This window comes from Bradyrhizobium sp. SZCCHNRI20481, from assembly GCF_032485055.1.
Classification (GTDB): Bacteria; Pseudomonadota; Alphaproteobacteria; order Rhizobiales; family Xanthobacteraceae; genus Bradyrhizobium.
On record NZ_JAUEUE010000016.1, the window covers coordinates 186753 to 198458 of the forward strand.

Below are 11706 nucleotides of genomic sequence, written 5' to 3' on the forward strand. Positions count from 1 at the left end.
GCGCAGCCATAATTTTGCGCCAAGATTCCACCATATTCCGGCACACAGGTTCGGGCGGCGGGGGTTGCTCTCATGACATCGTATGGTTGCGCGCTGGCGGTTTTTACGGCCGGCTTCGGCCTCCTTGCGTCGGCCGCGCAGGCCCAGACGCTGATGCAGGCGCCGCAACCGCTGCAGATCGTGCCCTGGCAGCAGATCGCGCCGGAGCCGGAGGACGATGACAAGTCCGAGGACCAGGCCGCAGCGGCCGACCCGATGAAGGACATCGACGTCGGAAAGCTCGACTGGAGCCAGCTCGCGATCGACGACACCACCTTCCTCGACCGTCCCGAAGCCGCCGCCGCGGCGAGGCGCAAGGCCGCCGCAGAGAAAGCCGCCGCGCTCGACTGGTCGAACCAGAACAAGGGCAGCCTCGCCTCGGGCGTGTCGGTCAAGCAGTCGGTGTCGTCGTTCTGGGACGCCCGCGTCGGCGCCGACATGACGGTCGCGCGGCAGCCGACCACGATGTCGGAATTGCTGGCGGAGAAGGCCGAGAACGGCGGCAATGCTCCGCAATCCGGCGGCTCGGCCTGGGCGGCCGTCACCGCGCCTGGCGCCGGCTCGATCTGGGACAAGACCGCCATCGAGGCCCGCGTCGACCCCGGCTCGGACCAGAGCCGGCTGGGCACCACCATCACCAAGGCGGTGCCGATCGATCACTACAATCTGACCCTGCAGAACGGCTACAACGTCACCCAGCAGGGCATGGTGCCGATTCCCGGCGCGGCGCCGAAGACCAGCCGCAGCTTCGACACCGAGCAATCCGCCAGGCTCTCGATCGGCGACACCGGCACGAGCGTCACCGCCGGCCAGACCTTGTCGTCCAGCGACGACAAATGGCTGCGCAAGCTCGGTGCCGAGCAGAAGCTGTCGGATGGCCTGAGCGTATCCGGCTCGGTCAGCGAGACCGCGCAGGGCGGCACCAGCAAGAGCATTTCAGCCGGCTTCAAGCGGAGCTGGTGACGTTCACCATTGCGGCAGGCCGCCACGAATGGTCGAACCATCGCCGCGACTTCGCCGCGGTACGGCCCAATTTGGCCGCACTGATAGGCTTTGAGAAGTTCGTCGTGCGGGGACACCGCGCTCGCTTGAACGCGAAATGAGGAAATAGCCGATGAATGTCATTCGTCCGGACAAGATCGATGGAACTGAAGCCGAGCTGGATACGGATCTGGCGGCGGTCTCGGAAGTCGAGGCCGGCATTCGTGATTTCGTCCGTAATGATATCGCCTATCTGCGCCGTCCCAATGCGGCCGCCACGGCCGAGGCTTCGATCGATGCCGATGCGGCGGTGAACAGCGTCACCACGCTGATCCAGCGCGTCGCCGGCACCTCCCTGTCGGAGATCGAGAACCTGATCGGGGAGCTCGAGAGCCTGCGCGAGCTGCTGCACGCCGAGGGCCAGCGGGTGCAGCGCGAGATCGCGAGCTATGCGCAGCTCAGCCAGGCGGCGATGAAGTCGACCCGGGCGATCGCCGAGAACGTGACGCAGTGGAAGCGCGCCGCCGACGGCCTGCGCAGCAGCTGAGCGTTCTTTCCGGACCTTGAAGAGGACCGCCGTGCGAGCCATCGCGCGGCGGTTTTCGTCTTTGCAGCGCCTCGCCCTTGAACGTGACCCGGCCCTCCCGCGACCAACTCCCGCCCATCTCGTGGCGGGCAGGTTGCGTCAAGAGGGTGTCACTTTCATGGAAACGATCCGGCCGGAAAACACCGATCCGATTCCTCTGAGGCCTGAGCCTCAGCGGATCGGGACCATCATGGTCCGCTTCGTCGGTTTGCTGGTGGTGGCGATGGCGGTCATGGTGCTCATCTGGAGCCGCTAGACCGCCTCTACAAACAACAGAACTGCGTGGTCCGTTCTGGTTAACGAGTAGTTAATCCGTTACTCGTTGATCGTCGCTGACGTCTCCAGCGAATACGAGCCGTCGGCATAGCCCTTCACGACCATTCCCGTCGCGAGCATCACCGCGAGCGTCACGCTGGCAAAGATAAAGCCGAGGAGTTTCAGACCACCGCGATCTGCCATACTCATCCCCCACATCCTGATCCCTGATTGGCTGTCTTATAGAGTCGGAGTTCAGAATGCGTTAGCGCGAAGTTCGTTCCGCGCCGACAATCCTACGAAGCGTGACCTTTTCGCCTCAACCCTCGTTCCGTCGAGGGACAAAGGCCGATGCCAGCACCGAGAACACCAGCTCGCCGTGCTGATTGATGCCGGTATTGCGCGCCTGCAGGATGCCCCACTCCGGGCGCGACGCCGACGCGCGAAGCGAATCAATCTCACTGGAAAAGCTGATCGTATCACCCGCAAGCACCGGCTTGTACCAGCGCAGATCCCGAAAACCGGGAGAAGGACCTCCGAGGACGATCGGCTCGCCGCGCGAGCGCGCGATCTCCAGGAGGCGCTGATTATCCGCGACGATCAGCTTCATGCAGACGGAGCCGATGTGCCATCCCGATGCCGCGAGCCCGCCGAACAGCGATCGGCGGCCCTCTTCCTCGTCGAGGTGAAAGCGTTGCGGATCGAATTGAACGGCAAAGCGCTTAATCTCTTCGGCTGTGAACGTGTAGGAGCCGAGCTCGCGGCGCTGGCCGACCTGAAGATCCTCGAAAAAGCGCATCAGCCCACCTGTCCGCAGCTCTCACGGCGCTCGACGATGATGGGAGAAACCATCTCGCAAAGCCTCATGCCCGCCTTGTTGCGCACGCTGCATTTGAAGGTGACGATCCCGGTCGACGGACGGCTCCGCGACACCCGCGCTTCCAGAACCTCCACATCGAGCATCAGCTCATCGTCGGGACGCAGGGGCGAGAGCCACCGGACCTCGTTGACGCCCGGAGAACCGAGCGAGGCGGTGCGGCCGATGAAGCCGTCGAACATCATGCGCATCATCAGCGAGCAGAGGTGCCAGCCCGAGCCGGACAGGCCCCTGAGCATCGACTGCGAGGCGGCTTCTTCGTCCAAATGCATCGGCTGCGGATCAAACTCAGAGGCGAAGGCGATGATCTCGTCGCGGGTGACGTGTCGCGGGCCAAAGCTGCCGAACGGGCCTTGCGGAAAATCTTCGAAGGTGAGGGTCATGAGGCTGGGAATGGCTGAAAGAAGCCCGATTGTGGCCGCACTTTGCAGCAATCACAACCGGGCCGCTCGCATGGCTGACGCCCGGTCCAGTCGCACGAGAGTGCCAGAAGGCGCCACACACTGGGACCAACTCGGCCGCCGCGCATGTCGTCTGGCGCGAGAGTCGAGCAGGACTTAAAGACGGATTCGACTTCGATTCGGACGTGGCCGGGGGATCAGGATGTTGGAATTTCGCGATTTGTTCCAGTGGGACCGCTTCATCACGCCCACCATCATCAAGACGTTCTATTGGCTCGTGATTGCGCTGATCATCCTGTCGGGAATTCGCGGCATTTTCACGGGCCTCTCCGAGATGGCGATCAGCCCATTCGGCGGTTTCCTGATGCTGTTGTCCTCGCTCGCCGGAATCATCGTCGGCATGGTGTTCTCGCGCATCATCGCCGAGTTCGTGCTGATCGTCTTCCGTATCAACGAGCACCTCGGCGCGATCCGCGAGCAGGGGCGGATGTAACCGCCCCACAGGCTCTCAGTTGTTGAAGCGGAAGTGCATCACGTCGCCGTCGGCGACGACATACTCCTTGCCTTCGAGTCGCAGCTTGCCGCCCTCGCGCGCCCCCGCCTCGCCGCCAAGCGCGACGTAGTCGGCAAAGGCGATGGTCTCGGCGCGGATGAAGCCCTTCTCGAAATCGGTGTGAATGACGCCGGCCGCCGCTGGCGCCTTGGTGCCACGGTGAATGGTCCAGGCCCGCGCCTCTTTCGGACCTACGGTAAAATAGGTGATCAGGTCGAGCAGCTGATAGCCGGCGCGGATGAGCCGATCGAGACCAGCCTCTTCGAGCCCCAAGGTCTCCAGGAAGTCGACGCGCTCCTCGCGCGACAGCGTCGCGATCTCAGACTCGATCTTGGCTGAGATCACGACGGCGACCGCGCCCTCTTCCTTGGCGCGCGCAAACACCGCCTGGGAGAAGCTATTGCCGTCCTTGGCAGAGCCTTCCTCGACATTGCAGACATAGAGCACGGGCTTGGATGTCAGCAGGCCGAGCATGCCGAAGGCGCGCTCCTCTTCAGGCTTACGCTCCAACAGCCGCGCCGGTTTGCCGTCGCGCAGCAGCACCAGAGCACGGGTGACGAGCTCGTACTGCTCCTTGGCATCCTTGTCGCCGCCCTTGGCCTTCTTGGACAGGTTGTCGACCCGCTTCTCGAGGCTGTCGAGATCGGCCAGCATCAGCTCGGTCTCGATGGTCTCGATATCGGCGAGCGGCGCGATCTTGCCCTCGACATGGGTGATGTCGGAATCCTCGAAGCAGCGCACGACATGCGCGATCGCGTCGACCTCGCGGATGTTGGCGAGGAACTGGTTGCCGAGGCCTTCACCCTTGGAGGCGCCGCGCACCAGGCCGGCGATATCGACGAAGGTCAGCCGCGTCGGGATGATCTGTCCCGACTTGGCGATGGCCGCGAGCTTCTCCAGCCGCGGATCGGGCACGGCGACCTCGCCGACATTCGGCTCGATGGTGCAGAACGGATAGTTCGCGGCCTGCGCCGCCGCCGTCTCCGTCAGCGCGTTGAACAGCGTCGACTTGCCGACATTGGGCAACCCGACGATTCCGCATTTGAATCCCATGACCCGTCCCGCATCCTATTAAACGACGGCCCGAAGCGCCTCACACGGCGCCAGCGTCGCCCTTGTCCAGAAAACCTTTGGCCTGCAGCGCCAGATGCACCTTGTTGGCGAAGGTGGAATCGCGCCGGCCCGTCAACAAACCTGCATTGTCGGCGACCGCCTCGCACAGCGCCTCGACCCAGGGCATGTCGGATTTGGCGAAGTCCGACAGCACGTGGCCGTGCACCAATTCCTTGACGCCGGGATGGCCGATGCCGAGCCGGACGCGGCGATAGTCGTTGCCGAGATGCGCCGAGATCGAGCGCAGCCCGTTATGGCCGGCAATGCCGCCGCCGACCTTCACGCGCAGCTTCCCCGGCGGCAATTCCAGCTCGTCCTGAAACACCGTGACGTCGCCGACGCCGAGCTTGAAGAAGCTGGTCGCCTCCTGCACGGCGCGGCCGGATTCGTTCATATAGGTCGAGGGCTTCAACAGGATGACGCGCTCGGAGTCCAGCGTGCCTTCCGAGGTCTCGCCCTGAAACCTGCGGCGCCACGGCGAAAAGCGGTGACGCCGCGAAATCTCGTCCACGGCCATGAAGCCGATATTGTGCCGGTTGCGCGCATATTTCGCGCCGGGATTGCCGAGGCCGACAAACAGCAGCATGACGCGGCATCCGCACCCGCCGTCGCTTCGGGAAGCACGGGACCCGCCCGTGCTTCCCGCAAGCGGAACGGCTTACTTCTTCTTGTCGCCGCCAGCCGGCGCCTTGGCCGCGGCAGCGGGTGCCTTGGCGGCGGCAGCCGGAGCAGCGGCAGCGGGTGCCGCGGCGGCGCCAGCGGCAGCCTTCTGCTCCTCGCCATAGCCGGACGGCGGCACGATGGTCACGAGGGTGGCGTCGTCGCGCGACAGCGTCTTCACGCCGGTCGGCAGCTTGACGTCGGAGATGTGCAGCGAGTGGTTGATCTCGAGCGCGCTGACATCGGCCTCGATGAACTGCGGGATGTTCTCCGCCAGGCACTCGAGGTCGAGCGTGTGGGTCACGATGTTGACCGTGCCGCCGCGCTTGACGCCCGGCGCGGCTTCCGAACCCACCACATGCAAGGGCACGCTGACGCGGATGGTCGCGCCCTGGCCGAGCCGCATGAAGTCGACGTGGATCGGGAAGTCCTTGACCGGATCGAGATGGAAGTCGCGCGGGATCACCCGGTGCTTCTTGCCGTCGAGGGTGACGTCGAAGATCGTGGTCAGAAACCGGCCCGCAAGGATGCGCTGGCGCAGCTCGCGGTCTTCCACCGAGATCGGCAGCGGGGGCTGGTTGTCTCCATAAATCACTCCGGGCACTCTCCCGGCGCGACGCTCTGCCCGTGCGGCCCCCTTGCCGACTGACGGACGGGCGGTCGCCTTCAGTTCTCTGACGGTCGCCATCGTGTTAAGTCCTTGTTTTAAAAAGTTAAAGGCCGCAATGCGGCCCGTTGCTGGACGTCCTTCGGCAAGCCTCCAGGGGTGCGGGGGCCGCGGACGTGGCGGCGTTCTAGCGGCAAACCTGGGAAATGACAAGGAAATGAAGGGGCCGCCTGCCCCTCCCGTCCCAGGGCGACCCGGCCGCGGCGTCAGCCGTCCGCGCTGCCGGCACCCGGCGGCGTGCCGGCCGCGCCGCCCAGCTTGGCTTCCAGCGCCGCGATCCGGGCCTTCAGCGCCTCGTTCTCCTCGCGGGCGAGCCGGGCCATGTCCTTGACCGCCTCGAACTCCTCGCGCTTCACGATGTCCAGGTCGTTCAGGATCTTTTCCGCCTGGTTGCGGATGACGGAATCGACCTCCCGCTTCATGCCCTGGGCGGCACCGGCGGCATCGTTCATCAGGCGGCCGAGTTCGTCGAAAAACCGGTTGTTGGTCTGGGTCATGTGAGAAACTCCGCGTCCCGCGACGAGCACGATTGTGGAAGACAGAATGGCGATCCCTGTCGCCGCCCGCAAGATGGGCCCGTCTTGTCATGCCTTGGTTTCCTTGTCATCGTACTTGTTGCGCCGGCCCGCGGCGCTGGTATGAGCAGCCCTGAGATCACATCGCGCCGCGCCTGTTCATGTGGCGGGGCCCGTTCGAAGCCCGCATCGCCCGGGGGCTTCCAGAAGCGGGACGCCGTGTCCACGAAAGCCAGTGAATGACGCCTCTCCTCATCGACTTCCCCGTGTTCGATCCGGTTGCGATCGCCATCGGCCCGTTCGCGATCCGCTGGTACGCGCTGGCCTATATCTGCGGCATCGTGCTCGGCTGGCTCTACGCTCGCTCGCTGCTGAAGAAGGACCGGCTGTGGGGAGGCCCGGCGCCGATCTCGCTGCCACAGCTCGACGATTTCATTCTCTGGGTCACGATCGGCATCATTCTCGGCGGCCGCACCGGCTACGTGCTGTTCTACAACCTGCCATTCTTCATCGACCATCCGCTGGAGATCTTCCAGCTGTGGAAGGGCGGCATGTCGTTCCATGGCGGCTTCATGGGCTGCGTCATCGCCGTGATCTGGTTCAGCCGCCGCAACGGCCTGCCGATCCTGTCGCTCGGCGACCTCACCACCGCCGTCGCTCCGATCGGGCTGCTGCTTGGCCGCATCGCCAATTTCATCAACAGCGAGTTGTGGGGCCGCACGGCCGATCCCAGCCTGCCCTGGGCGATGATCTTCCCGCGCGATCCGACCCACCTGCCGCGCCATCCGAGCCAACTCTACGAAGCCGGCCTCGAAGGCATCCTGCTGTTCATCGTCCTGGCGATCATGATCCGGCTCGGCGCGCTGAGGCGGCCCGGCATGATCCTCGGCAGCTTCATCGGCCTCTATGGCACGGCGCGCATCGTCAGCGAGCTGTTCCGCGAGCCGGACGAGCAACTCGGCTTCCTCTGGCGCGGCCTGACCATGGGCATGCTGCTGTCGGTGCCGATGCTGATCGTCGGCGCCATCCTGGTGGCACGGGCGCTGCGCAGGCCCGAGAGTCGTCAAGCCACTCCGTCGCTGCAGGCCAATCCGTGATCGAGACGTCTCCGCTCCACACCGAGATCAAGCGGCTGATCAAGGCGTCCGGTCCGATGCCGGTCTGGCGCTACATGGAGCTGTGCCTGATGCATCCGGAGCACGGCTACTACATCTCGCGCGATCCGCTCGGACGCGAGGGCGACTTCACCACCGCCCCCGAAGTGAGCCAGATGTTCGGCGAGCTGCTCGGGCTGTGGGCGGCCTCGATCTGGAAGGCGGCCGGCTCGCCGCAGCAGTTCCGGCTGATCGAGCTCGGGCCCGGCCGCGGCACCATGATGTCGGATGCGCTGCGGGCGCTGCGCGTGCTGCCGCCGCTGTACCAGACGATCTCGGTTCACATGGTCGAGGTCAATCCGGTGCTGCGTGAAAAGCAGAAGGCGACGCTGACCGGCCTGCGCAACGTCACCTGGCACGAGAGCTTCGACGAGGTGCCGGAGGGCCCCAGCGTCATCTTCGCCAACGAGTATTTCGACGTGCTGCCGATTCACCAGATGGTGAAGCGCGAAACCGGCTGGCACGAGCGCGTGGTCGAGCTCGACGAGGAGGAGAACTTCGTCTACGGCGCGGCCGCCGATCCGACGCCCGGCTTCGAGCTGCTGCTGCCGCCTCTGGTGCGCGCCGCCCCGGCCGGCGCGATCTTCGAATGGCGGCCGAACACCGAGATGATGGCCATCGCCAGGCGCATCCGCGACCAGCGCGGCGCCGCCGTCATCATCGATTACGGCCATGTGCGCAGCGACGTCGGCGACACCTTCCAGGCCATCGCCCGTCATAGCTTCGCTGATCCCCTCAAGACACCGGGGCTTGCCGACATCACCGCCCATGTCGATTTCGACGCGCTGGCGCGGGCCGCGGAAGCCGTCGGCGCGCACGTTCACGGCCCGGTCACGCAGGGCGAGTTCCTGCAGCGGCTCGGCATCGAAACCCGCGCGCTGACCCTCATGCAGAAGGCCTCGCCGGAAGCCTCGGAGGACATCGCGAGCGGGCTGAAGCGCCTGACCGGCGGCGGCCGCGGCGGAATGGGGTCGCTGTTCAAGGTGCTCGGCATCTCCGATCCGGCCATTCCGGTGCTGGCGGGCATCAGCGACGAACACACCAACGAGAATACGGGAGGCGCATGATGCTGGTATCATCGGATGTGATGTCCGCGATTCCTGGCCTGCGCCACGCCTTCTTCACCCGCGAGGGCGGCGTCTCCGACGGCATCTATGCCGGGCTCAACGGCGGGCTCGGATCGAATGACGTGCCGGAGAACGTCCGCGAAAACCGCCGCCGCATGGCCGTCCATCTCGGCGTCGCGCCCGACCAGTTCCTCAGCCTGCACCAGATCCATTCGCCCGACGTCGTGGTTGCGACCGGGCCCTGGGACGGCCCCGTCAGGCCTAAGGCCGATGCGCTGGTGACCGCGACGCCGAATCTCGCGATCGGCGTTACCACGGCCGATTGCGGGCCGATCCTGTTCGTCGACCCGCAAAGGCGCATCATCGGCGCGGCCCATGCCGGCTGGAAGGGTGCGCTCACCGGCGTGCTCGAAGCCACGCTGCAGGCGATGGAGGAGCTCGGCGCAGAGCGCGGCCGGATCATTGCCGCGATCGGCCCCCTGATCCGCCAGCCGAGCTACGAGGTCGGCGCCGAGTTCGTCACCCGCTTCCTCGACGACGACGCCGAACACGCGCGCTTCTTCCTGCCGTCGGTTCGCGACGGCCACGCGATGTTCGACCTCGCCGGCTTCATCCGGATGCGGCTGGAAAACGCCGGCGTGCTGCTGATCGACGATCTGGGCCTCGACACCTATGTCGACGAGCGCTTCTTCAGTTACCGCCGCTCGGTCCATCGCAACGAGCCGGACTATGGCCGGCACGTCCACGCCATCATGCTCGAAGGCTGAAGCTGGGCGCCATTGTGGCCGCATGTGGATTGCTTAACCCTTTCTGTACAACTGAGTGCACTCTGTCCCGATCTGTGGCAGCCGCGACCTAGACGTTAATCGATTTTAACGATATCGCTCCCGACGATGAGGGGAGCGCCGACACCACTTCGACGGATCAGCCGCGCTGCGCGGCACGCCTGCGTTGCCGTTTTGCTGATGACGTCGGCCGCAACGCTCGGCGGCTGCGCGACCAGCAGCGGTGGTCCGTCCAACGCCTATGCGATGGCGCCTGCATCCGATAGCGCCACGATCGCCTTCGAGCAGATCGACGGCCCGCCGCCGCAGATCTTCGACCGCATGGTCAGCGTGCTCGACAGCGAGTCCAAGCTGCGCAGCCTCGCCATCGTGTCGCGCGAGGCCCCTGCAGCGTATCGTGTCCGCACCTATCTCTCCGCCCAGGTCGTCAGCGGCAAGGGCGTGATCGCCTGGGTGTTCGACGTCTACGATCGCAATCAGCAGCGCGCGCTGCGGCTGTCGGGCGAAGAGCCGGTCGGACGCGGCGGCCGCGATCCGTGGAACAATGTCGACGACATGGTGCTTCGGAAAATCGCGCAGGCTGGCTTCAGCGGACTTTCGAACATGCTGAACGGCACCGCGCCGGCCGACAGCGCGCCACCGGCGGCGCCGGCCACCCGCGGCCCCGCGGTCGCCGCGGCCGAGCCCGCATCGCCCAGATCCGACGGCACCAGCGTCGCGGCCCTCGGCTACACCGACCATTAGGCAAAGAGGCGCAATTTGCGCCGTTCTTGACCGGGAAAAACACCTGTTTGACCGGGAAAAACACCTGCGGCGGGTTGCCATGCGCGCAGTGTCCTTGATATCACCTCGCCCGTGCAAAACTGCCGGTTCCATGGATAGCCCGATATGCTGAACAAGGTCTCCAGCGAGACGCGAGGAGAATTCACGATGTCGGCCAAGAACGGCTCCATCAAACTCGTCGCCGGCAACTCCAATCCGGCCCTCGCCGCCGGCATCGCCGCTGAACTTGGGCTGCCGCTGACGAAAGCGGTGGTCCGGCGCTTCGCCGACATGGAGATCTTCGTCGAGATCCAGGAGAACGTCCGCGGCTCCGACGTCTTCATCATTCAATCGACGTCCTATCCGGCGAACGACCTGCTGATGGAGCTCCTGATCATCACCGATGCGCTGCGCCGCGCCTCCGCGCGCCGCATCACCGCCGTGGTGCCCTATTTCGGCTATGCGCGGCAGGATCGCAAATCGAACTCGCGCACGCCGATCTCGGCCAAGCTGGTCGCCAACCTGATCACCCATGCGGGCGTCGACCGCGTCATGACGCTCGATCTGCACGCCGGCCAGATCCAGGGCTTCTTCGACATCCCGACCGATAACCTTTTTGCCTCGCCGCTGATGGTGCGCGACATCAAGGATCGCTTCGATCTCTCCAGCCTCATGGTCGTCTCGCCGGACGTCGGCGGCGTGGCGCGCGCCCGTGGCTTGGCCAAGCGCATCAACACGCCGCTCGCCATCGTCGACAAGCGCCGCGAGCGTCCCGGCGAATCCGAGGTCATGAACGTGATCGGCGACGTCGCCGGGCACACCTGCATCCTGATCGACGACATCGTCGATTCCGGCGGCACCCTGGTGAACGCGGCCGACGCGCTGCTCAAATACGGCGCCAAGGACGTCTACGCCTACATCACCCATGGCGTGCTCTCCGGCGGTGCTGCGACCCGCATCACCTCGTCGCGGCTGAAGGAGCTCGTCATTACCGACTCCATCATGCCGACCGAAGCGGTCCGCAACGCGCCCAACATCCGCACGCTGGCGATCGCGCCGCTGATCGCCGAGGCGATCGGCCGCACGGCGGCGGAAGAATCGGTGTCGAGCCTGTTCGACTGAGGCTGGTTCTAATAGCATCCCGCATCGTCTTCTTCGCGCCTTCCTGCTTCCTCGCATGCAAGCGTCTCGCTGTCGTCCACCCTCCCCCTCCAGGCTACGGGATTCCCGGTTTTATGCTTTGGGTTGCAAGTAGATAGCCTTCAAGCATTGCAGCGAGACGATCCCAGCC

At 65.2% G+C, this 11706-nt stretch carries 16 protein-coding genes; 9 read left to right on the forward strand and 7 right to left on the reverse strand.

Annotated elements, in window-relative coordinates; genetic code table 11:
* Window positions 1-72 precede the first annotated feature (72 nt).
* The 3 genes from QX132_RS25345 (at window position 73) to QX132_RS25355 (ending at window position 1862) form a co-directional block, all read left to right on the forward strand.
* On the forward strand, window positions 73-1002 hold the full coding sequence (locus QX132_RS25345; protein WP_315778031.1) for a hypothetical protein: 930 nt from the start codon (window positions 73-75) through the stop codon (window positions 1000-1002).
* A gap of 151 nt (window positions 1003-1153) precedes the next feature.
* A complete protein-coding gene (locus QX132_RS25350; RefSeq protein ID WP_315714086.1) occupies window positions 1154-1567 on the forward strand; it encodes a hypothetical protein in 414 nt (137 codons plus the stop codon).
* 31 nt (window positions 1568-1598) lie between these two features.
* The gene (locus tag QX132_RS25355) at window positions 1599-1862 is read left to right on the forward strand and encodes a hypothetical protein (protein ID WP_315778030.1); all 264 of its coding nucleotides are present in this window, start codon (window positions 1599-1601) and stop codon (window positions 1860-1862) included.
* Window positions 1863-1921: 59 nt separating this feature from the next.
* On the opposite strand, the gene QX132_RS25360 is transcribed toward QX132_RS25355, so the two are convergent.
* The 3 genes from QX132_RS25360 to QX132_RS25370 all read right to left on the reverse strand — a co-directional run bounded on the left by QX132_RS25360 (window position 1922) and on the right by QX132_RS25370 (window position 3121).
* Window positions 1922-2071 (reverse strand): hypothetical protein, encoded by a 150-nt coding sequence (locus tag QX132_RS25360; protein ID WP_315714401.1) that lies wholly within the window; start codon window positions 2069-2071, stop codon window positions 1922-1924.
* 109 nt (window positions 2072-2180) lie between these two features.
* Window positions 2181-2660, reverse strand: coding sequence for a MaoC family dehydratase (locus tag QX132_RS25365; protein ID WP_316163164.1), 480 nt, complete (start codon window positions 2658-2660; stop codon window positions 2181-2183).
* A complete protein-coding gene (locus QX132_RS25370) occupies window positions 2660-3121 on the reverse strand; it encodes a MaoC family dehydratase (protein ID WP_316163165.1) in 462 nt (153 codons plus the stop codon). The genes QX132_RS25365 and QX132_RS25370 overlap by 1 nt, the downstream gene beginning before the upstream one ends.
* Window positions 3122-3341: 220 nt before the next feature.
* Between QX132_RS25370 and QX132_RS25375 the strand changes: the two genes are divergently transcribed.
* On the forward strand, window positions 3342-3632 hold the full coding sequence (locus QX132_RS25375; protein WP_315714083.1) for a DUF4282 domain-containing protein: 291 nt from the start codon (window positions 3342-3344) through the stop codon (window positions 3630-3632).
* Between the two features lie 15 nt (window positions 3633-3647).
* Here the strand turns inward: QX132_RS25375 and ychF are convergent, their stop codons facing one another.
* The 4 genes from ychF to QX132_RS25395 form a co-directional block, all read right to left on the reverse strand.
* Window positions 3648-4745: a redox-regulated ATPase YchF gene (gene ychF, locus QX132_RS25380; protein ID WP_316163166.1), complete on the reverse strand. Its 1098-nt coding sequence runs from the start codon at window positions 4743-4745 to the stop codon at window positions 3648-3650.
* A gap of 40 nt (window positions 4746-4785) precedes the next feature.
* Window positions 4786-5391, reverse strand: coding sequence for an aminoacyl-tRNA hydrolase (gene pth, locus QX132_RS25385; RefSeq protein WP_315778026.1), 606 nt, complete (start codon window positions 5389-5391; stop codon window positions 4786-4788).
* A gap of 72 nt (window positions 5392-5463) precedes the next feature.
* Window positions 5464-6153: a 50S ribosomal protein L25/general stress protein Ctc gene (locus QX132_RS25390; RefSeq protein ID WP_315733977.1), complete on the reverse strand. Its 690-nt coding sequence runs from the start codon at window positions 6151-6153 to the stop codon at window positions 5464-5466.
* A 185-nt stretch (window positions 6154-6338) separates the two neighbouring features.
* On the reverse strand, window positions 6339-6629 hold the full coding sequence (locus QX132_RS25395; RefSeq protein ID WP_315714079.1) for an accessory factor UbiK family protein: 291 nt from the start codon (window positions 6627-6629) through the stop codon (window positions 6339-6341).
* Window positions 6630-6886: 257 nt separating this feature from the next.
* Between QX132_RS25395 and lgt the strand changes: the two genes are divergently transcribed.
* From lgt to QX132_RS25420, 5 genes are all read left to right on the forward strand, one after another.
* The gene (gene lgt / locus QX132_RS25400) at window positions 6887-7744 is read left to right on the forward strand and encodes a prolipoprotein diacylglyceryl transferase (protein ID WP_315778023.1); all 858 of its coding nucleotides are present in this window, start codon (window positions 6887-6889) and stop codon (window positions 7742-7744) included.
* A complete protein-coding gene (locus QX132_RS25405; protein ID WP_316163167.1) occupies window positions 7741-8868 on the forward strand; it encodes a class I SAM-dependent methyltransferase in 1128 nt (375 codons plus the stop codon). The genes lgt and QX132_RS25405 overlap by 4 nt, the downstream gene beginning before the upstream one ends.
* A 20-nt stretch (window positions 8869-8888) precedes the next feature.
* The gene (gene pgeF / locus QX132_RS25410) at window positions 8889-9635 is read left to right on the forward strand and encodes a peptidoglycan editing factor PgeF (RefSeq protein ID WP_410052890.1); all 747 of its coding nucleotides are present in this window, start codon (window positions 8889-8891) and stop codon (window positions 9633-9635) included.
* 126 nt (window positions 9636-9761) lie between these two features.
* On the forward strand, window positions 9762-10397 hold the full coding sequence (locus QX132_RS25415) for a hypothetical protein (RefSeq protein WP_410052887.1): 636 nt from the start codon (window positions 9762-9764) through the stop codon (window positions 10395-10397).
* 186 nt (window positions 10398-10583) lie between these two features.
* Window positions 10584-11537, forward strand: a complete 954-nt coding sequence (locus QX132_RS25420; protein ID WP_316163174.1) for a ribose-phosphate pyrophosphokinase — start codon at window positions 10584-10586, stop codon at window positions 11535-11537.
* The last annotated feature ends 169 nt before the right edge of the window (window positions 11538-11706 follow it).